This is a genomic window from Methylocystis echinoides, from assembly GCF_040687965.1.
In the GTDB taxonomy this organism is placed as follows: Bacteria; Pseudomonadota; Alphaproteobacteria; order Rhizobiales; family Beijerinckiaceae; genus Methylocystis; species Methylocystis echinoides_A.
The window spans coordinates 846,041-865,703 of record NZ_CP156084.1 but is presented as its reverse complement, the minus strand read 5'-3'; the positions used below and the strand labels follow the sequence as shown (position 1 = coordinate 865,703).

The window sequence follows — 19,663 nt, the reverse complement described above, 5'->3', positions numbered from 1 at the left end:
TCAAGCCTTCCTAGGGCTTCGCGGGAGGGGTGGCAAGCGTGGGCGGCGCCAGGCACAGGCGGCAGGCGCGGGGACGGCCCCCCATCATCGCCAGGAACGCGCGAGCGACGGCGGAATTCTTTCCGCCCGAGAGATTGCCCCCGCGTCTCGAAATGGCAAGTTCGCGGCGGAAAATTCAGTAAGGATATGGACGCGCCGCGACGTGGGCGGCGCGGCTATATCGCCTGCACCACCAGCGTCGCGTTGACGCCGCCGAAGGCGAAGGAGTTGGAGAGCGCCACCCGGATCGGCATTTTCCGAGCCTCATTGGGGATCGGGTCCACCCGGCATTTGGGATCGGGCTCGACGAAGTTGATCGTCGGCGGCGCGATCTGCTCGCGCAACGCGTTGATCGTCACCGTCAGCTCGAGGCCGCCGCTCGCGCCGAGCGCATGGCCATGAATCGGCTTGGTCGAGGAGACGGGCGGCGGCCTGTCGCCGAAGACCGCGCGCATCGCCTCGGATTCGGTGATGTCGTTGGCGTAGGTCGCCGTCCCATGGGCGTTGAGATAATCGACGGCCGCGGGCGCCAGTCCGGCGCTCTCCAGCGCCAGACGCATGCAGCGCGCCGGACCTTCGACGTCGGCGCGTAGCGGATCGAAGGCGTCGCTCGTCGTGCCGTAGCCGGAGAGTTCGCAGAGCGGCGTTGCGCCGCGCGCCAAAGCGGCGTCCAGCGTCTCCAGAATGAAGACCGCCGCGCCCTCTCCGAGCGTCATGCCGTTGCGTCGCGCGGAGAAGGGGCGGCAGAGGTCGGGCGTCAGCACGCGCAGGGCCTCCCAGGCGCGCATCGAGCCATTGGTGACGCAGGCCTCGGCGCCGCCGGCGATGGCGCGGTCGGCGCGGCCGGCGCGCAGCATCTCGAAGGCTTCGCCGATGGCCTGCGTGGCGGAGGAGCAGGCCGAGGCGAGAGCGAAAGTCGGCCCCTTGGCGCCGTAGCGCATGCCGAGCGTCGTCGGCGCGGCGCTCGGGATGAGGCGGGGAACGGACAGCGTGTCGGGGCGCTTTCCCTCCGCATATTCGCCGTACGAGGTGTCGTCGATCGTCGTCGCGCCGCCGATTCCGGTGCCGATGACGACCGCCGTGCGCGGCCCGCCGACCTCTTTGCGCCCGAAGCCGGCCTGCGCCAACGCCTCGTCGGCGGCGACGATCGAGAACTGGGTGAAGGGATCGCAGTAAGGGAGAAGCTCGGGCTCGAGATAGGCCGCCGGATCGAAATCGGGGACTTGCGCGGCGATCTTGATGCGCCCCGGATAGGGGCGGGCGAGCTTCAGCGGCCGGATGCAGGAGACGCCGCCCTTCGCCGCCGCCCAGAGGGGGGCCGCGCCGACGCCGGCGGCGGAGACCGCGCCCATGCCGGTGACGACAACCCTGCGGCGAGCGGATTCTGTCGTCATGCGGCTGGGTTCCTCTGCAAGAATCAATCGCGGCGCGCGCCGCTGAATCTTTTGTTTGCGCGATAACTCTGTTAAGGCCGCAGCGGCTTTGAACGCAAGCGAGGCCATGCCGTCGCCCGCGCGCCTTGCCTCGCCCGCCGCTCTCGCCTATAAGCTCGCGCCCAGCGCCTGCGTTTCCGACACCCCTGGAGGCGAGCGGCGCTTTTTCTTTTTAAAAAGGACACCGACATGGCCGAGATGAAGACGCTCGCGGCCACGGTGCGCAGCGGGACCGGCAAGGGGGCCGCCCGCAGCGTTCGCCGTGAGGGCCGCATTCCAGCAGTATTGTATGGCGGCGGCGAAGCGCCCACGCCGATTTCGCTCGACAAGAAAGCCACAACCCAGCTGATCTTCGCGGGCCACTTCCTCACGACGATTTTCGAGCTCGACATCGACGGCAAGAAGGAGCGCGCGATTCCGCGCGACTACCAGCTCGACGTCGTGCGCGACTTCCCGCTCCACGTCGACTTCCTGCGCCTGAAGCCCGGCTCGCGCCTCAAGGTGAACGTGCCGGTCCACTTCATCAATCAGGAACAGTCTCCCGGCCTGAAGCGCGGCGGCTCGCTCAACATCGTCTTCCACACGATCGAAATGACGGTGCCGGCCGACGCCATTCCGGAGGCGGTCACCGCCGACCTCGCGGGCATGGACTTCAACGATTCGCTGCATATCTCGGCGATCCCGCTGCCCGAGGGCTGCAAGCCCACCAATCCGGATAAGAACTTCACCGTGGCGAGCCTCGCCCCGCCGGCTGGCGGCGGCGAAGAGGCGGCGCCCGCGGCGGCGGCCGCTCCGGAAAAGAAGAAGTAACAACGAAGAACGCCCTCTCCCGTCGCCGGGGGAGGGCCCCGCGCGGGGAGGGCTCTGTCTCCCTTCGAGGGATCAGCGCTGGACGCCGCCATGCAGCTCTTCGTCGGCCTCGGCAATCCCGGGCGGCAATACGCCAAAAACCGTCACAACATTGGCTTCATGGCGCTGGAGGCGATCGCCCGCCGGCACGGCTTTGCGCAGGCGCGGTCGCGGTTTCAGGGCCTCGTCAGCGAGGGCAATATCGCCGGCGAGAAAGTCCTGCTGCTCGAGCCGCAGACTTATATGAACGAGAGCGGCCGCTCCGTCGGCGAAGCGGCGCGATTCCACAAGATTCCGGTCGCAGATATTGTCGTCTTTCACGACGAGCTCGACCTCGCGCCCGCCAAATGCCGGATCAAGGCCGGCGGCGGCGTCGCCGGCCACAATGGCCTGCGCTCCATCACCGCCCATGTCGGCAACGACTATAAGCGCGTGCGCCTCGGGATCGGACACCCTGGCGACAAGGCGCTCGTGCATGGCTATGTGCTGAACGACTTCGCCAAGAGCGAAGAGCCCTGGGTCGAGGCGCTTTGCGAGGCCCTTGCCGACAACGCCGCGCTTCTCGTGAAGGGTGACGACGCCGGGCTGCAGAACAAGCTGCATCTCGCCATGGAGGCGAAGGGCTTCGGCGCGGTGAAGCGGGTCGGGGAAAAGTAACCTTATTCGAAAGGCGCCCGCCGTCGTCTCTTAACGTCACGGTTGAGAAACCGACGACGTCGGGCCTGCGCGCCCCTTTCACAAATTCCGGGGAGCGCCTATATTCGCTTTGCCGCTTCACGGCGGCTATGGCGATAAACGAACACCGCAATAAACCATTCGGACCCGGGGGCGGTACCCGGCGCCTCCACCAGAGCCCGTCCCGGCGGGCTGCGGCGGGGGCGAAATAGGATCGACGAGGGCGTAAAGGGTGATTTTTCGCTCGGCATGATACCGCCGTTATCGGGTCAAACCTTATAGTTGCCAACGACAACTATGCTCCGGTGGCCGTCGCCGCGTAATGCGGCGCCCACACCGGGATCAAAGCCCTAGGGGTTTGCACTTCTAGGCGGGGCTCGGAGGCGCCTGGCAACAGAAGCCTCCACTTTCATTTTTTCCCGTCTCCCGGGGGCAGGGCGGGGCGGGGCCCGACATCGGGCTCCAGGGACAAGCGCATGGCGACCGATCTTATTCGTTACGACCTTCTCGTTCAGGACGCTATGCGCGGCGTGGTGCGCAAGGTTTTGGGAGACGTCGCGGAGAACGGCTATCTCCCCGGCGACCATCACTTCACCATCAGCTTTCGCACCGACGCCCCGGGCGTGCAGATTTCCCGCCGCCTCGCCGAGCAATGGCCGCAGGAGCTGACCATCATCCTGCAGCACCAATACTCCAACCTCGCCGTCGAAGACGACGGCTTCGGCGTCACGCTATCGTTCCGCTCGATCCCCGAGCATCTCTATATCCCTTACGCGGCCATCACCGGCTTCTACGACCCCTCGGTCGAGTTCGGACTGCGCTTCGAGACAGCCGACCTCGAGGAGGTGGAGGACGAAGATGAAGAGGAAACCGCGCCGCCGCGCCCGAGCCTGGTGAGCGCGCGGGCCGGGGACGAGAAGGCGGAAGCCAAACCAACGCCCGCCAAGGCAGAGAAACCTGCGCCCGAGAAGCCCAGGACGCCGCAGAAGGCCGAGCCGCCAGTTGGGGAATCCGACGGAGAGGGCGACGCAAAAGTCGTCTCCATCGACGCTTTTCGCAAAAAGACCTGATGGGCGAGATCGTCAATCTGCGTCGCGCCCGCAAGGACCGCGCCCGGCGCGAGAAAGACGCGCAGGGGCAGGAGAATCGCATCGCCTTCGGACGCAGCAAGGCGGAGCGTGCGCTGAGCTCTGCGCAAACGCGGCTGGAGACGCGGAGGCTCGACGCGCATAGGCGCGAGACCGGAGAAGAGCCGGCGTGAGCGACCTCCCCGGTTCGGGCCGAGTCGTCAAACATTCCATCGTCATTGCCGGGCATCGCACCAGCGTCTCGCTCGAGGACGCGTTCTGGCTTGCGCTGAAAGAGATCGCGACCGACGAGGGCGTCTCCCTCGCCGCCCTCGTCGCCCGGGTCGACGCGTCGCGGGGCGAGGCGAATCTCTCATCGGCGCTGCGGGTTTTCGTGCTGGCGCGCGCGATGGCGGCGCGGCCGGCTCCGTCGGTCACAAGGGTTCGATGATATCGGCTAGATGAGGCACGAGGCGCACCCTGTAGCGTGCGTTCTTGCAGACGAGCACCCACGCCGATTCGTCCGGCCGCGAGGCGGCGGTGTCGCGCCGGGCGCTTATCGGCGCGTCGCAGGGGTAGCCTTGCAGCCGCACATGCGCGGCGATGATGTCCTTGGGCTTTTCCTGCGCCGTCGCCAGGGCGGCGCCCAGGAACAGGAAAGCAAGGATAAGTCCGCCCCGGCCCATTCTTCTGCTCCTGCATTTCGTCGAGCCAAGACGCCAAAATGACAGGCGCGCCGAGCGCAGGCAACCGCTCTAGCGTCGTGTCTCCGGTCTCAGCCTTCGATGTCCTCGCGCTTGATCTCGAGCTCCAGCCACTCTTCTTCGGCGGCGGAAAGATCCGCTTCGACCCCGGAAAACATTTCGCTCGCCTTGGCGAATCTGGCGGGGTCCTTGGCGTAGAGCTCCGGGTCGTCGAGAAGGGCCTGCAGCTTGGCGCGCTTGGCGCGCAGCTCTTCCATCTTTGCCGGCAGCGTCGCCAGCGCATGCTGCTCCTTGAAGGAGAGTTTCGCCTTGACCGGCTGCCGCTCGGCGGGCTTTTCCCTTGGCGCTTTCTCTTTCGGGGCCTCGCGTGGGCCGCCGCCGCGCGCCTCGACGCCGCGCCCGCGCTGCGCGACCATGTCGCTGTAGCCGCCGGCATATTCGAGCCAGCGGCCGTCGCCCTCGCTCACCAGCACGCTCGTCGCGACCCGGTCGAGAAAATCGCGGTCGTGCGACACGACGATCAGCGTGCCGGGGTAATCGGCGAGCATTTCTTCGAGGAGGTCGAGCGTTTCGAGGTCGAGGTCGTTCGTCGGCTCGTCGAGGACGAGAAGATTGGAGGGCTTGGCCAGGGCGCGGGCGAGCATGAGACGGCCGCGCTCGCCGCCCGAAAGCTTGCCGATCGGCGTGCGCGCCTGCTCCGGCTTGAACAGAAAGTCCTTCATATAGCCGACGACATGGCGCCGCTCGCCATTGATCTCGACCATATCGGAGCCGCCGCCGGTGAGCGCGTCCTGCAATGTCGTCTCCGGCTTGAGGCTGGCGCGGCTTTGATCGAGCGTCGCCATTTCCAGTCCGGCGCCGAGTTTGAGCTTGCCGGCATCGGGCGCCAGGGTTCCGGTCAGGAGATTGATGAGCGTCGTCTTGCCCGCGCCATTCGCGCCGACGACGCCCAGCCGGTCGCCGCGCAGGACGCGGGTGGTGAAGTTCTCCACAATTGCGCGCTCGCCATAGCTCTTGCGTAATTTGACCGCCTCGATGACCAGCTTGCCGGAAAGCTGCGCTTCGCTGGCTTCGAGCTTGACGTCGCCCGTCGGCATGACGCGGTTGCGCCGCTCGACGCGCAGCGCCTGCAGCCCGGCGAGCCGCTTCATATTGCGTTTGCGCCGGCCGGAGACGCCATGGCGCAGCCAGTGCTCTTCATTGACGATCTTGCGCTCGAGCTTATGAGCCTGCTTCTCCTCCTCCTCGAGTTCGCGGTCGCGCCAGGCCTCGAATTCCGCAAAGCCGCGCGAGAGATGCCGCGCGCGGCCGCGGTCGATCCACACCGTCTCGCGCGTCAGATCCTGAAGAAAGCGGCGGTCATGGCTGATGATCACCATCGCCGAGCGCAGCGCGTCGAGACGCTCTTCGAGCCAGAGGATCGTGGGAAGATCGAGATGGTTCGTCGGCTCGTCGAGCAGCAGAATATCGGGCTCCGGCGCCAGCACGCGCGCCAGCGCCGCGCGCCGCCCCTCGCCGCCCGAAAGCGTCGAGGGGTCCTCGTCCCCGGTCAGCCCCAGTTCGGCGAGCAGGGTCTTGGCGACATGCGGGTCGTCGAGCGGACCGAGCCCCGCCTCGACATAGGCGGCGACCGTCGCAAAGCCCGAGAAATCCGGCTCCTGCAGCAGGTAGCGCAAGGAGGCGCCGGGCTGAAGGAACCGCACGCCCGCGTCGGCCTCGATCTCGCCGGCGGCGATCTTCAAGAGGGTCGACTTGCCGGAGCCGTTGCGCCCGACAAGGCAGATGCGCGCGCCGGGGGCGACGGAGAGATCGGCTCCGTCCAAAAGCGGCTTGCCGCCGAGGGTGAGCGTGACGCCCTGCAGGGCGAGAAGGGGAGGCGGGGCCATTGCGCGGGTGCCAGGTCTCGTGTCTTTTTCGGATTGAAGCCTTTTTCCACGGCCCGGCGCGCTTTGCCACCCCTCGCGCGCCAATCCCCGAGGAATAGACCGAGGAACAGACATGTCCTTCACGCCTGAGGAGATCGCGGCCGGGCAGGCGATCTACACGCCGGGGATGCTGAACCTTTACGATCTGCGCGTGCTGTGGATTTCGAACCGCTGGATCTGGAAATGCCCGACGCCGCGTCTGCTCGCCCATTACGACCGGCATGTCACGGCCAATCACCTCGATGTCGGCGTCGGCAGCGGCTATTACCTCGACAATTGCCGTTTTCCCGCGGCCGATCCGCGCGTCGCGCTCATGGATTTGAACCCCCATTCGCTCGCCTTCGCGGCGAAGCGCATCGCGCGCTACAAGCCTGAAACCCATGTCCGCAATGTGTTGGAGCCGATCCCCTTCGAGGGCGCGCCCTTCGACTCGGTCGGCGTCAATTATCTGCTGCATTGCCTGCCGGGCGACATGGCGGCCAAGGCCTGCGCCTTCGATTTCCTCGCGCCTTTGATGAACCCCGGCGCCGTGATTTTCGGCTCCACGCTCTTGCAGGGCGGCGTCGAGCGCAGCGCGGCGGCGCGCTGGCTCATGGCCTATTACAATTCGGACGGGGTCTTCTCCAATACGCGCGACGATCTGGCTACGCTGCGGCGCGAACTCGGCAAACGCTTTACGGATGTAAAGGTCGTCGTCGTCGGCTGCGCGGCTTTGTTTTCGGGGCGGCGCTGAGCGCGCGCTCGAACCCCACCCGGTCCCGCTCCGCGGGACCACCCTCCCCGTAAAGGGGAGGGATGGGACTGCGGCGAGGGCGGGGATCGCCTTCGACGTTTTCTCTTGCAGGCCAGGGCGCCGGGAAGCGGCGACAGGCCATTAACCGGCGAACCCCAGCGCCTTCCGCACCCGCGCCGAATAGCCGTAGAGGTCCGGCCGCTGCACCAGCCGGCCCGCCTCGTCGACGTAAGCCGTGAAATATTCGATGTGCACCGGCAGCGGCTTCGCGAGATTGATGTAGCGCTCGCTTGCGCCGACGAGCCGCTTCACCCGCTCTTCCGACCAGCCGCTCTTGGGGCCAAGCACGGCTTCGGCCAGCGCGAAAGGCTGATCGACGCGCATGCAGCCGTGGCTGAAGGCGCGATGCGTCTGGGCGAAGAGTCCGCGCGACGGCGTGTCGTGCATGTAGACCGCATAGTCGTTGGGGAAGACGAATTTCACCCGGCCGAGCGCGTTCTTCTCGCCCGGCGGCTGGCGCACGACCATCTGGCCGTTGCGGTAAGAGACCTCGTAGCCCGCGCCGACGCCGCCATGCCATTCCTTCTGGATGATGGACTGCGGGACATACCAGGACGGATTGACGATGATCTCGACCATCTCGTCGGAGAAGATCGGCGTCGGCGTCTGCTCCTTGCCGACGATGACGCGGGTGCGATGCGTCACTTCGCCGTTGCGAATGACCGCGAGTTCGAAATCGGGGATGTTCACCTCGATGCGCTCTTCGCCCATGTCGCGCGGCAGCCAGCGCCAGCGCTCCATATTGGCGATGATCTCGGCCTCGAGTTGCGACGTCGACGCGGGCGTCTGCGGGCGATGGCGCTTCGCCTTGGCGGGCGGCAGGGCGTCGGACAGGCCGGCCTCGGCGGCGGCGAGGCGGTCGTCGAGTTCCGGCAGGCCGGCGCGATGCGTGCGCAGCTCCACGAGTTTCTCGCGCAGTTGCTGATAGCCGTAGTGGGGCGGATTGAAGCTCTGCAAGGTTTCGCCCGCGCGCGCGCCGGCGGCGGCGACCTCTGCAACCGCCGCGGCGGGATCTGGCAGCGTCGGCTTCGCGCCGATCAGGCGGGAGAGTTGGCCGGGCTCGAGCCGGCCGCCGCGCGCCTGATAGGCGTAGAGGGCGACCGCTTCGGAGAGCGCCAATTCCTCGGCGACGCTGGCGGCGTTCTGCGCGGAGGGGATCGAGACGCCGCGCAGCTCGAGCCCATCCTCGCTCGCCGCGCGCAGGCGCGTGATGGCGGGGTCGGCGGCCTCGCGCCAGCCCGTTTCGTCCATCCAGAAGGGCGCGAATTGGCGCGCCGCATAGGCGCGTGCGAGCTTGGCGCGCAAGGCGCGGCGCGCGGCGTCTCGGGCGACGTCGGGCGCGGCGGTCCAGTCTGACAGCGCCAGCGCGAGTTCCCGCTGATTGTCGGGCAGAAGGCTCAGGGCGAGGTCCAGTTCGTCCGGCGCCGCGGGCGTCACGCGCAGCCGAGCGGCGGTAAGAGCGACAACAGGCGACGTCTCGTCGGCGGGAAGCGACAGGGCGTCGAAGTCGAGCGGCGCGACGGTCGGCGCCTTCTCGAGCGCAATGAGCGCAACGGCGGCGGGCGGCGCGAAAAGTTCGGGACGGTAAGGCGCAGCCTGAGCGCAGCCGAGCGCCGCCGCGAGCGCGACGCCGGAAAGGCCGAACCGGGCGAGAAACGAAAGAGCCTCCATGGCTGCCCTCGGAACAAAGCGACGCAGGCGCGCTATCGTCTAATACTGTCAAGGATATGGCGCGGTGGCCGCCGGCGCGCGAGCCCTTCGCCCAAAAAAACTACCGCGCGGCCGTCTCGGTGGGAATCGCGCCCCGCCCAGCCTGGGCGGCTGCGTGAAGAATTTCAACGACTGTGGCGCGCCTGCAACAGCATGGCGGCGACGGCGTTCGCCATCGCGGTGGGCGTGGGGCAAGGAGGAACGTCAGGCGGCGTGACGTAAGGGTCGGAAGGGAATCAGAGCCACCATGTAGCGGACAAGGTCCTCCGCGACCTCCGGAACGCGCTTAAGCTCCGTGAGGGTTCGCGGCGCCGGGATAGGCCGGCCGCTTTCTTCAGCAACATCGATCCATAGCGCCAGCGCCTCAGCGGCGTTGGTCATGGCCTCATCTACAGTGTCGCCTGCCGAGACGCAGCCCGGAAGATCGGGAAACCAGACGCCGACAGCCTTTCCTTCTTCTTCTTCGACGATGGCGACGTAGTAGGTCATGCGCGCATCAATCCTTCGGCCACCCTGCCGCTTTGTAGATTGTCCAGACCAGACCGGAACCAAGGTCTTTCTTCGGATGAGGCAAGGGGATTATGGCGCCGGTCTTCGGATTGCGGAAGACATGGTGCGAGCCGGTCACGCGGGTGAGAACCCAGCCTTCTTTTTCGAGGCGGCGTTTGATATCTCGGCTGTTCGTGAACATGCGGCGCCTTGACGGTTTGCTCAGCGCCTATTCGTATACCATCGCGTACGAGGCGGTTTCGAGCCGCGGCGTCTGTCCGCAGATCGTCGCAAAAGCGGCCGCTCAAGTGATCCCTCACCCCGCCTGCAAAAAGCTCTCCAGCACCATCTTCCGCCCGGCCTTGTCGAAATCCACGGTGCATTTGTTGCCGTCGACGGCCGCCACCGTGCCGGGGCCGAATTTCAGGTGGAACACGCGCGAGCCCGCGCCATAGCGTGACGCCGTCGAGGAGCGCGCGATAATTTCGCCGTCGATCGTCACGGGCTGCTTGGCCCGCGCGGGTTTCTCACGGGCGGGCTCGGTGCGGGCGGCCTGAGCGCGTTTCCAGCCGGGCGTCGAATAGTCGGAGCCATAGACGTCGAGATTGGCGAAGCGCGAGACGGCGTAGCCGCCATATTGCGAACCGCTCGGCGCTTCGACCACCTCGACATGGGTCGGCGGCAGATTGTCGACGAAGCGCGACGGCACGGTCGGCTGCCACAGGCCGCGAATGCGGCGGTTGCTGGCGAAGAAGATTTTGGCGCGGCGTTTCGCGCGCGTGAGCCCGACATAAGCGAGGCGCCGCTCCTCTTCGAGGCCCGCGCGGCCCTGCTCGTCGAGCGAGCGCTGATGCGGAAAGAGACCTTCCTCCCAGCCGGGCAGATAGACCGTCTCGAATTCGAGCCCCTTAGCGGCGTGCAGCGTCATGATCGAGACGCGCTCCTGGCTCTTGCCTTCCTCCGCCTCCATCACGAGCGACACATGCTCGAGGAAGCCCGCAAGGTCGGGAAACTGCTCCATCGCGCGCACGAGTTCCTTGAGGTTCTCGAGCCGGCCGGCGGCCTCCGGCGTCTTGTCCTGCCGCCACATCTCCGTATAGCCGGACTCATCGAGCACCATTTCGGCGAGCTCATTTTGCGGCTTCGCGTCGATGAGGCTGCGCCAGCGGTCAAAGTCGGCGATAAGGCTTTTCAGGGCGCCGCGCGGCTTCGCCTTCAGCTCCTCCGTCTCGACGAGCGCGCGCGCCGCCTGCATGAGAGGGACGCGCTCGCGGCGGCCATATTCATGCAGCAATTGCAGCGTCGCGTCGCCCAGGCCGCGCTTGGGCGTATTGACGATGCGCTCGAAGGCGAGATCGTCGGCAGGCTGCGCGACGCAGCGCAGATAGGCGAGCGCGTCGCGGATTTCCGCCCGCTCATAGAAGCGCGGGCCCCCGATGATGCGATAGGGCAGGCCGATCTCGACGAAACGCTCTTCGAATTCCCGCATCTGAAAGGAGGCGCGCACGAGAATGGCGATCTCTTCGAGCGAATGGTCGCGACGTTGCAATTGCTCGATGTCTTCGCCGATGACGCGCGCTTCCTCCTCGCTGTCCCAGACCCCGGTGAGCGTCGGCTTTTCGCCGTCCTCGCCGTCGGTAAACAGCGTCTTGCCGAGGCGGCCCTCATTATGTCCGATGAGATGCGAGGCGGCGGCGAGAATATGGCCCGTGGAGCGGTAATTGCGTTCGAGCCGCACGATCTTGGCGCCGGGAAAGTCCTGTTCGAAACGCAGGATGTTTTCGACTTCGGCGCCGCGCCAGCCATAGACGCTCTGATCGTCGTCGCCCACGCAGCAGACGTTGCGGCGCCCCTGCGAGATCAGCCGCAGCCACAGATATTGCGCGGTGTTGGTGTCCTGATATTCGTCGACGAGGATATATTTGAAGCGCTTCTGATAGTCGGCGAGCACGTCGGGGTTTTCGCGAAAGAGCCTGAGCGACTCGAGCAGCAGGTCGCCGAAGTCGACGGCGTTGAGAATTTTCAAGCGTTCCTGATAGAGCGCGTAAAGCGCCGCGCCCTTGCCATTGGCGAAACTCTCGGCGTCGCCGGCCGGCACCTGGTTCGGCAGAAGGCCGCGGTTCTTCCAGCCGTCGATGCGCATGGCGAGCGCGCGCGCCGGCCAGCGCTTGTCGTCGATGTTTTCCGCCTGCAGCACCTGCTTCAAGAGGCGGATCTGGTCGTCCGTGTCGAGGATGGTGAAATTGGGCTTGAGCCCGACGAGCTCGGCGTGGCGGCGCATGATCTTGGCGCTGATCGCGTGAAAGGTGCCGAGCCATTGCATCGCCTGCGCGCCCTCGCCGACGAGCATTTCGACGCGCTCGCGCATTTCGCGCGCGGCCTTGTTGGTGAAGGTGACGGCGAGGATCTCATAGGCGCGCGCCTTGCCGAGCGCGAGGATATGGGCGATGCGCGTGGTGAGCGCGCGCGTCTTGCCGGTGCCGGCGCCGGCGAGAACCAGCACCGGTCCGTCGAGCGTCTCGACCGCCGCGCGCTGCTCGGGGTTCAATCCGTCGAGATAGCGCGGCCGCTGCGCCGCCGCTGCGGCCCGGGCGGCGAGACCCCCGTCGCGCGGCGTGTAATCTTCCAGATCGGACAACCGTTTCTCCCCATGATTCCGCTTCAAGCATATAGGAGAACGGAACGCGAATCACGAATTTGGGCGATTGGGGCCCGTAAACTGAGCGGCGGCCTCGTCCTTCGAGACGCGCGCTGCGCGCGCTCCTCAGGATGAGGCCTAAGTTACTGGCTGAGACGGGAATAAACCCTCATGCTGAGGAGCCGCCGAAGGCGGCGTCTCGAAGCATGAGGAGCCGCCGAAGGCGGCGTCTCGAAGCATGAGGAGCCGCCGAAGGCGGCGTCTCGAAGCATGAGGAGCCGCCGAAGGCGGCGTCTCGAAGCATGAGGAGCCGCCGAAGGCGGCGTCTCGGAGCGCGAGGGGCGGTCTGGCCAGTTCATGACCGCCCTCAGGCTGGCGCATGGCGCCGATAGAGCCGCTCCATCGCCAGGGCGGCGGCTTCGTCCGCCTTGCCCTCGGGGAAATTGGTCACCACGACGACGCCGAGATCGTTTGCCGCGTCGATCAGGATTTTTGCGAGATTCATCCCATTCGAGCCATTGTGCTGAAGCACGGGCGCGCGGGTCCAGTCGAACTTCATGACGCCCCAGCCCAGCGCATAGTCGCCCTCCTGCGGCGTGCCGGGGCGCGGATGGGGGATTTTGCCCGTCTTGACATGCGGCGCATGGATGCGGGCGAGGGTCTCAGGCTTGACGAGCGCAGGGCCGCGCTTGCCGCGGCCGGCGTTCCATCCGGCCCAGGCCGCGAAGTCGAGCACGGACATATGGGCGACGCCGGCCGGGCCGAGCAGCGGCGGGCCGTCCGCCGCCGGCCCCCACAGCATGGGCGTGATCGCGCCCTTGTCGTCGACGCGATGTCCGACCGGAGCGTCGAACCGGCCCCGCGTCGCCTGCGGGCCGAGGCCGGCGCTCTTGAGCCCCAGCGGCGCGAAGATCCGATCCGTGATCAACGCCTCCCAGGGGCGCCCGGCGGCCTTTTCGATCATCGCGCCGGCGATGAGATAGCCGAAATTCGAATAGTGGAACGCCGCGCCCGGCGGCGTCTGCGGGGCATGGGACTTCCAGGCGGCGAAGGTCTTGAGCCGCAGCGCCGTCAGATTGAAGTCGAAGGCGTCGACGTTGAAATAGAGCTTCAGCATCTGTGGCGTGTCGCTCGGAACGCCGGAGCTGTGCGAAAGAAGCTGCTCCAGCGTCACCGCCGCGAGGCGCGGATTGATCTGCGGAACAGCCGCCCCGAGCACGTCGCCGATCGTCGCGTCCCAGGCGAGTTTGCCCTCGTCGACCAGCATGCCGGCGAGGGTCGCCGTCATCGCCTTGGTGTCGGAGCCCAGATGAAAGCGATCGTCGATTTGAGCTTTTATCTCCGTCCCATGGACGCGCACGCCGGCGACGCCGCGCGCGACAATGGCGCCGCCGCTGACGACGGCCGCCGCCAGCGCGGGAAGGCCGTATTGGCTCCGCAGCGCGTCGAGCTCCTGGTCGAGATTTTGAGGCGCGTCGAGCGCGAGCGTCGGCGCGGGAGCGAAGAGGCTCAGGAGCGACGCCAGACAGATGCGGCGGTTCATCGGGGAGAAAAGCCCGGCGCTATTTGACGGACTGGAACTGCTGCAGCGCCAGCTCCGCCTGTTCGGTCGCCTTGGCGATGCGCTTGTCGTAGCTCGTGCCCTTGGCGAGCTTGACCGCCTTGCGCAGATATTTGATGCCCTTGCGGATCGGATCGACAGGGGTCTGCCAGACGGCGCTGCGGGCGTAGTCGATGGCGTCGTCCGCATGTTCGACGAAGGAGCCCGCCTGAAGCTGCTTGCCGGCGTCGATCGCGGCCTGGGTTTCTGAGATCGCCTCCTGGAGGTAATTCGGATCGGCGTGAGCGGGGCGCGCGAGGACGCCGAGGCCGAGGCCCATGCTCAAAGCGACAATCAACAGGCGGCGCGCGATCATATTCTCACTCCTTGAAATTTGTGGCGAGGTCGACGCCCATAGTGCGCATTTTTGCGCGCGCCTCAACTTTTGGCTGCCGCGCCTCTATGATCGTGTTTTGTTCCGACGCATGGCGGAGGCGGGATCATGCGTATCTTCGTTCTGACAGGGGCGGGCGTTTCCGCGGAGAGCGGCCTCGGGACGTTCCGCGACAAATCCGGGACTGGCCTGTGGGCGCGCTTCGATCCGATGAAGCTCGCGACGCCCGAGGCCTTCGCGCGCACGCCCGAGGCCGTGCATGAATTCTACAATTTCCGGCGGCGCAACCTGCTCTCGGCTAGGCCCAACGCCGCCCATGCCGCACTCGCCCGCTTGCAGCGGGAATTGGCCGCAAGGGGTGGGGCGCTGACCCTCGTCACGCAGAATATCGACGATCTGCACGAACGGGGCGGCGCGGGGGACGTGATCCACATGCATGGGGAGTTGTTGAAGGCGCGCTGCGCGGCCTGCGGCGATCTGCGCGAGCAGCGCGCCGACCTCTCGACTGAAGATCGCTGCGCCGCCTGTGGCCGCGCCGGCGCCATGCGGCCGCATGTCGTCTGGTTCGGCGAGACGCCGCTCTTCCTTGAGGAGATCGCCGCGGCCCTTTCGGCCGCAGACCTCTTCGTGTCCATCGGAACTTCGGGCGCCGTTTATCCAGCGGCGGGCTTTGTGTCACAGGCGCGCCGGCTCGGCGTCGCCACCTGCGAAATCAATCTCGAACCCTCCGACAACGCCGCGCAATTCGACGTCAGACGCTATGGCGCGGCGAGCGCGGCTGTCCCGGCCTGGGTCGAGGAGATGCTGCGTTAGACGCCGGAACCAACCCGGCGACGTGGGGTTTGACCGCGGGGCGGGGCTCGCAGCCTCGAGTCGAGGAATTCGTGATGCGCGCGTTCGCTTTCTCGCGCCGGCCGGCGCAATGTGAGGGCCGGTCAGTTGTCGCCGGGCAATTCCGGGATCGGCAGAATTTCGATGCCGTCCTCGAGCAGGGCCTTCGCCTCCTCGAAGGTGGCGCGACCGCGGATCGGCCGGCGTTCGGCTTCGCCCTCCTCGATCGCGCGCGCCTCCTGCGGGAAGCGTTCGCCGACATCCTCTGAGCCGGCCACGACCTTGTCGCGCAATTTTCTGATCATGCCGCGCAGTCGCGCCGCTTCGTCCTCCTGGCCGCCACGCGCCACATGCGGGGCCATCACCGCACGGGTCACCGCGGTCGAGGCGCAGAAGGGGCAGGCGACGAGGCGCTGCGACGATTGGCTCTCGAAAGTTTCGCTGTCGCGAAACCAGCCATCGAAATTATGTCCTTCGTCGCAGACGAGCGCGTAATGGATCATGCCGAGGCCCCCGCCGCCAGCAGCGGATCGAGTTGGCCGACGTCGTCGAGCGCATAAAGATCGTCGCAGCCGCCAATGTGCTTTCCGTTGATGAAGATCTGCGGCACCGTCGTGCGGCCGCCGGCGCGGTCGCTCATGGCTCGACGGCCGGCCGGATCGCCGGCGACGCTGATTTCCTGGAACGCCGCGCCCTTCCGCGTGAGCAGGGACTTTGCGGCGATGCAGTACGGACAGGTCGGCGTGGTGTAGATTTCGATATGCGCCATTGGGATGGGGGGTCCTCGACCGGCGTTTTCGCTGCGCCGCTTATACGCCCGAAGTCACACGCTTGTCACGGCCCGGGCAAAGACAAGGAGATCGACCCGCGCCGCCCCCGCCCGGAGCAGCGTGCGAGCGGCGGCGTTGGCCGTCGCGCCCGTCGTCAGAACGTCGTCGATCAGGACCACGTTCCTGCTTTCGAGCGAGGTCGCGCGCTCCGGGTCGACTCGGAAGGCGCCGGCGAGATTGAGCGCCCGCTGGGCGCGCGACAGGCCGACCTGCGGCGCCGTCGCCTTCACGCGTAGCAGCGCCTGCGTTTCGACCGGCACGCCGGTTTCGCGCGAGACGACTCTCGCAAGGTCCGCCGACTGGTTGAAGCGACGCGCCGCGAGGCGCAGGCGATGTAAGGGAATGGGCGCAAGGACATCGGCGTCGGCCAAGAGTTCGGCGCCGGCGCGCGCCATCCACCGGCCCATCGGGCCCGCAAGCTCCAGGCGGTCGTGATATTTCAGTCGATGCGCGAGCGAGCGCGCCTTGTCGCTGTCATAGCGCGCCACCGCCCGCGCCCGCGCAAAGACCGGCGGGTTCGCCGCGGCCTCGGGCGAGATGAGTCCCGGCTGGTCCAGATCGCGCTCGAAGGGCGTGCCGAGCCGCTCGCAAAAGGGCCGCTCGATGAAGGCGATGTCCCGCCAGCAGGCGGCGCAGAGCGCGCCATGCTCGGCGACCGCCCGGCGGCAGACGAGGCAAACCGGGGGATAGACGAGGTCGAGCAGCCCCGAGCCCAGGCGCCGCGCCGCGGCGGCGAGAGGGGCGAAGGCTGCGGCGGCAGACTGCATCTTCGCTTTATAGCGCGGCGACCCTTCCCTGTCTCTGCCGGCGTGCGGGGCACGGGGCTATCCGAGCAACCCGCCCCGCGCCGGCGCCAGCGGATTATGCGTCAGCGCCTCGGCGTCGGGCGTGTCGATCGCCGGTCGGTTGATCAGCGCCGCATAGAGGCCCTCGACGAAGGCGCGATCGAGATCCTTCACGATGAAGACGATACGGGTGCGGCGGTCGGCGTCGGGCCAGGCGTCGAGCCGGTGCGGCGGGTGGAAGACGTGCTGGACCCCGTGGATCACCACCGGGCGTTCGGGTTCGTCGGAAAGCGCCACGATCCCCTTCACCCGCAAGAGCCGCGGCCCATGCGTATGGCGCAGCAGATCGATAAAAATATCGAAGGAGGGCGGGGTGAAGGGCGTGTCGCCGGTCAGGCAGAACGCCTGAATGTGGTCGTCGTGACGGTTGACGTCGTGATGCCGATGGCCGTGGTCGTGATGATGGCTATGGTCGTGATGCGCCGACTCGACCGCTTCGGCGTTGAGCCACTCGCGCACGCGCGGGGTCTTGGTCGCGGGATCGTAAAGGCCGCAATCGAGCAGCGCCTGCGGCGTCGCCTCGCCCTTGGCGGCGATCAGAATGCGTGCGCCGGGATTGAGGGCGGCAAGCCTTTCGGTCAGCCGCGCCGCATGTGCGGCGCCGTCCGGGAGGTCTGTCTTGGCGATGACCAGACGATCGGCGACGGCCGCCTGTTTGACCGCCTCTTCATGAGCGTCGAGCGTCGCCTCGCCATTGACGGCGTCCACCACGGCAATGACCCCATCGAGCCGGAATCGCATCACCAGATAGGGGTGGCTCATGATGGTGTGCAGGATGGGGGCGGGATCGGCGAGCCCCGTCGTCTCCAGCACGACGCGCCGGAAAGGCTTGATGCGCCCGTTGTCCAGTCGGCGCAGCAAATCTTCGAGCGTCGTGACGAGATCGCCGCGGATGGTGCAGCAGACGCAGCCCGAACTCATCATCACCATGTCCCCCTCGACCTTCTCGATGAAGAGATGGTCGAGCCCGATTTCGCCGAACTCATTGATGAGGACGAGCGTGTCGGAAAGTTCGGGCGCCGCGAGCAGCGTGTTGAGCAGCGTGGTTTTCCCGGCGCCGAGAAAGCCCGTGAGAATCGTCAGCGGAATCGGCGGCGGCGGCCGGCGCTGCGCCGCCGAAGGGCTGTCGTTCATTGAATCTTGACCTGCGGCTTGGCGGCGGTCTGGGTTTTTGCGGGCGCGGGTTTGGCGGCGGCTTTCTCGCCCCGAGGCTTGCTCACGGCTTTCGACGCGGCTTTCGGCGCGGCTTTCACGACCGGCTTGGCGGCGGATTTGGCTTTGGGTTTCTCGGGCTTTTCGTCGCCCGAAGCCGCCTTGTCGTCTTCGATGATGTTGTCGACGGGGGCCGGCGTCGCGACGGGCGCGATGCGCTTCGCCGCGCGCTTGGCGGCCCGCTTGGCCTGGCGCATGCTGACGGCGTCGGGAGCCGCCCGGCTGATCGGCGAGGCCTCGCCGCCGGCGGGCTCGGGGGCGTTGGCGTAGGCGGAATAATCAGTCTGCTCGCCGATCGGCGCGCCGGGCGCCCGGGCGCGGGCGACGGGGCCGACATAGCCCGGCGCACGGCCGGCGTAGACGGGAACCGGATCGTAATGCGGACGCGGCAGGCGCGCCAGATCCTTGGCGCTGATGCGCTGCTGCGCCGCGGCGGAATCGAGGAGCGGGATGCCGGTCGAGGCGGAGCCGATCGGAATGGACACGTCCTCGACCTCGCTCATGAACTCCGCCGTGGCCGGGCCGCGATTGCGGCACACGCTGTCGCGCATGTCGGGGGCCGGCGCGGGGCCGGCGGCGGCGAGCGAGCCCAACGAGCCGGCCGAGCCGGCGGTCTGGAAGCCGCGGTCGAGCAGAGCGGCGGCCTTGGCGGTTCTCGCGGCGGCCGAGGGCGCGCCGAGCACGACGGCGATCAGACGCTGATTGCCATGGCTGGCGGAGGCGACGACGTTGAAGCCGGCGGGGCAGGTGAAGCCCGTCTTCATGCCGTCGGCGCCGGGATAGCGGCCGAGCAGGCCGTTATGGGTCGGATGGATCTGGCGGCCGAACTGCATGGCCCCGATGTTCCAGAGATTGGCGTATTCCGGGAACTGCACGTAGAGCGCCCGGCCGAGAAGGGCGAGGTCGCGCGCCGACGTCACTTGCCGCGTGTCCGGCAAGCCGTTGGGATTGACCCAGACCGACTGCGTCATGCCGAGCTTCTGCGAGGCGCGGTTCATCTCGTCGGCGAAGGCTTCGACCGAGCCGGAGACGCCCTCGGCGATCGCGACGGCGATGTCATTGGCCGATTTCACCATCAGCATGATCAGCGCGTTCTGCAGCGTCACCTCGGAGCCCGGCCGGAAGCCCATTTTGGACGGCGCCATGCGCGCGGCGCGCGGCGACATCATCAGCGGCGTATCCATCGTGATGCGGCCGGCGCGCACCGCGTCGAGCGCGACATAGGCGGTCATCAGCTTGGTCAGGGACGCCGGATACCAGGAGGCGGTCGGCTGGTCCTGGGAGAGCACCGCGCCAGACGCCACGTCGATGACGAGGGAGGGGGTGGCCTGCGCCGGAAGGGCGAGGGTCGTCGCGAGAAGAGCGGCAAATGCGCCGAGACGCGTGAGTTTCTTCATCGTCGTCATTTGCAATTGCCTCTCCAAGGTCGCGCGGGCGGCGCCGCAGTGGGACAAATAAAGTTAATCCGAAACGGATCAAATGAGGGGAAATTGTGGCCGCAGCCGCTCAACCGCCGGCGCGGCGGCCTGGTTGAGCGCGATGCAGCCGGGCGCCCCGGCCCGCGCGTCCCGTCGCCTGCAGCACGGCCGCTGGGCGATTTTTCGGGCGTTTTTCGCCTGAATGTGCTAGCGCATGCATCGAGCGAAACAATGGAAAAGGGCGTTTCGCCGCCGTCCCTCCCTCGAGCGG

The 19,663-nt window shown here is 67.1% G+C and carries 21 protein-coding genes and 1 other RNA gene; 8 read left to right on the top strand and 14 right to left on the bottom strand.

Annotation, left to right across the window (positions count from 1 at the left end; translation table 11 throughout):
- Nucleotides 1-215 precede the first annotated feature (215 nt).
- Entirely contained in the window at nucleotides 216-1,433 is a 1,218-nt protein-coding gene (locus RVU70_RS04145; protein ID WP_363349818.1) for a beta-ketoacyl-[acyl-carrier-protein] synthase family protein, read from the bottom strand.
- A gap of 228 nt (nucleotides 1,434-1,661) precedes the next feature.
- Here RVU70_RS04145 and RVU70_RS04140 point away from each other — a divergent pair, with 228 nt between their 5' ends.
- From RVU70_RS04140 to RVU70_RS04115, 6 genes are all read left to right on the top strand, one after another.
- Nucleotides 1,662-2,282: a 50S ribosomal protein L25/general stress protein Ctc gene (locus RVU70_RS04140; protein WP_363349817.1), complete on the top strand. Its 621-nt coding sequence runs from the start codon at nucleotides 1,662-1,664 to the stop codon at nucleotides 2,280-2,282.
- Nucleotides 2,283-2,372: 90 nt separating this feature from the next.
- Nucleotides 2,373-2,978 (top strand): aminoacyl-tRNA hydrolase, encoded by a 606-nt coding sequence (gene pth, locus RVU70_RS04135; RefSeq protein WP_363349816.1) that lies wholly within the window; start codon nucleotides 2,373-2,375, stop codon nucleotides 2,976-2,978.
- 72 nt (nucleotides 2,979-3,050) lie between these two features.
- Nucleotides 3,051-3,404, top strand: a transfer-messenger RNA (tmRNA) gene (gene ssrA / locus RVU70_RS04130).
- 68 nt (nucleotides 3,405-3,472) lie between these two features.
- Nucleotides 3,473-4,066, top strand: coding sequence for a ClpXP protease specificity-enhancing factor SspB (locus RVU70_RS04125; protein WP_363349815.1), 594 nt, complete (start codon nucleotides 3,473-3,475; stop codon nucleotides 4,064-4,066).
- Nucleotides 4,066-4,257, top strand: a complete 192-nt coding sequence (locus tag RVU70_RS04120; protein ID WP_363349814.1) for a DUF4169 family protein — start codon at nucleotides 4,066-4,068, stop codon at nucleotides 4,255-4,257. The genes RVU70_RS04125 and RVU70_RS04120 overlap by 1 nt, the downstream gene beginning before the upstream one ends.
- Nucleotides 4,254-4,514, top strand: a complete 261-nt coding sequence (locus tag RVU70_RS04115) for a ribbon-helix-helix domain-containing protein (protein ID WP_363349813.1) — start codon at nucleotides 4,254-4,256, stop codon at nucleotides 4,512-4,514. Before RVU70_RS04120 ends, RVU70_RS04115 begins: the two co-directional genes overlap by 4 nt.
- Here the strand turns inward: RVU70_RS04115 and RVU70_RS04110 are convergent.
- The gene (locus RVU70_RS04110) at nucleotides 4,498-4,749 is read right to left on the bottom strand and encodes a hypothetical protein (protein WP_363349812.1); all 252 of its coding nucleotides are present in this window, start codon (nucleotides 4,747-4,749) and stop codon (nucleotides 4,498-4,500) included. The two genes, RVU70_RS04115 and RVU70_RS04110, sit on opposite strands and share 17 nt — an antisense overlap.
- Before the next feature lie 89 nt (nucleotides 4,750-4,838).
- Nucleotides 4,839-6,653: an ATP-binding cassette domain-containing protein gene (locus RVU70_RS04105; RefSeq protein WP_363349811.1), complete on the bottom strand. Its 1,815-nt coding sequence runs from the start codon at nucleotides 6,651-6,653 to the stop codon at nucleotides 4,839-4,841.
- 112 nt (nucleotides 6,654-6,765) lie between these two features.
- Here RVU70_RS04105 and RVU70_RS04100 point away from each other — a divergent pair, with 112 nt between their 5' ends.
- Entirely contained in the window at nucleotides 6,766-7,425 is a 660-nt protein-coding gene (locus tag RVU70_RS04100; RefSeq protein ID WP_363349810.1) for a class I SAM-dependent methyltransferase, read from the top strand.
- 141 nt (nucleotides 7,426-7,566) lie between these two features.
- On the opposite strand, the gene RVU70_RS04095 is transcribed toward RVU70_RS04100, so the two are convergent.
- The 6 genes from RVU70_RS04095 to smbP form a co-directional block, all read right to left on the bottom strand.
- On the bottom strand, nucleotides 7,567-9,156 hold the full coding sequence (locus RVU70_RS04095; RefSeq protein WP_363349809.1) for a L,D-transpeptidase family protein: 1,590 nt from the start codon (nucleotides 9,154-9,156) through the stop codon (nucleotides 7,567-7,569).
- Nucleotides 9,157-9,399: 243 nt separating this feature from the next.
- Nucleotides 9,400-9,684: a type II toxin-antitoxin system HicB family antitoxin gene (locus RVU70_RS04090; protein ID WP_363349808.1), complete on the bottom strand. Its 285-nt coding sequence runs from the start codon at nucleotides 9,682-9,684 to the stop codon at nucleotides 9,400-9,402.
- A 7-nt stretch (nucleotides 9,685-9,691) separates the two neighbouring features.
- Nucleotides 9,692-9,886, bottom strand: a complete 195-nt coding sequence (locus RVU70_RS04085) for a type II toxin-antitoxin system HicA family toxin (RefSeq protein ID WP_363349807.1) — start codon at nucleotides 9,884-9,886, stop codon at nucleotides 9,692-9,694.
- A gap of 114 nt (nucleotides 9,887-10,000) precedes the next feature.
- The gene (locus RVU70_RS04080) at nucleotides 10,001-12,322 is read right to left on the bottom strand and encodes a UvrD-helicase domain-containing protein (RefSeq protein WP_363349806.1); all 2,322 of its coding nucleotides are present in this window, start codon (nucleotides 12,320-12,322) and stop codon (nucleotides 10,001-10,003) included.
- Between the two features lie 367 nt (nucleotides 12,323-12,689).
- On the bottom strand, nucleotides 12,690-13,865 hold the full coding sequence (locus RVU70_RS04075; RefSeq protein ID WP_363349805.1) for a serine hydrolase domain-containing protein: 1,176 nt from the start codon (nucleotides 13,863-13,865) through the stop codon (nucleotides 12,690-12,692).
- A 19-nt stretch (nucleotides 13,866-13,884) separates the two neighbouring features.
- On the bottom strand, nucleotides 13,885-14,238 hold the full coding sequence (gene smbP / locus RVU70_RS04070; RefSeq protein WP_363349804.1) for a small metal-binding protein SmbP: 354 nt from the start codon (nucleotides 14,236-14,238) through the stop codon (nucleotides 13,885-13,887).
- A gap of 126 nt (nucleotides 14,239-14,364) precedes the next feature.
- On the opposite strand from smbP, the gene RVU70_RS04065 reads away from it, so the two are divergent.
- Nucleotides 14,365-15,069, top strand: coding sequence for an NAD-dependent deacylase (locus RVU70_RS04065; RefSeq protein ID WP_363349803.1), 705 nt, complete (start codon nucleotides 14,365-14,367; stop codon nucleotides 15,067-15,069).
- 122 nt (nucleotides 15,070-15,191) lie between these two features.
- Here RVU70_RS04065 and RVU70_RS04060 read toward each other — a convergent pair whose 3' ends face one another.
- The 5 genes from RVU70_RS04060 to RVU70_RS04040 are packed head-to-tail and all read right to left on the bottom strand — an operon-like array spanning nucleotide 15,192 to nucleotide 19,380.
- Nucleotides 15,192-15,590, bottom strand: a complete 399-nt coding sequence (locus tag RVU70_RS04060) for a DUF1178 family protein (protein WP_363349802.1) — start codon at nucleotides 15,588-15,590, stop codon at nucleotides 15,192-15,194.
- Entirely contained in the window at nucleotides 15,587-15,856 is a 270-nt protein-coding gene (grxC, locus tag RVU70_RS04055; RefSeq protein ID WP_363349801.1) for a glutaredoxin 3, read from the bottom strand. The genes RVU70_RS04060 and grxC overlap by 4 nt, the downstream gene beginning before the upstream one ends.
- Nucleotides 15,857-15,910: 54 nt before the next feature.
- Nucleotides 15,911-16,684 (bottom strand): ComF family protein, encoded by a 774-nt coding sequence (locus tag RVU70_RS04050; protein ID WP_363349800.1) that lies wholly within the window; start codon nucleotides 16,682-16,684, stop codon nucleotides 15,911-15,913.
- Nucleotides 16,685-16,741: 57 nt separating this feature from the next.
- Nucleotides 16,742-17,896: a GTP-binding protein gene (locus RVU70_RS04045; protein WP_363349799.1), complete on the bottom strand. Its 1,155-nt coding sequence runs from the start codon at nucleotides 17,894-17,896 to the stop codon at nucleotides 16,742-16,744.
- Nucleotides 17,893-19,380, bottom strand: coding sequence for a D-alanyl-D-alanine carboxypeptidase family protein (locus tag RVU70_RS04040; RefSeq protein ID WP_363349798.1), 1,488 nt, complete (start codon nucleotides 19,378-19,380; stop codon nucleotides 17,893-17,895). The genes RVU70_RS04045 and RVU70_RS04040 overlap by 4 nt, the downstream gene beginning before the upstream one ends.
- Between the last annotated feature and the right edge of the window lie 283 nt (nucleotides 19,381-19,663).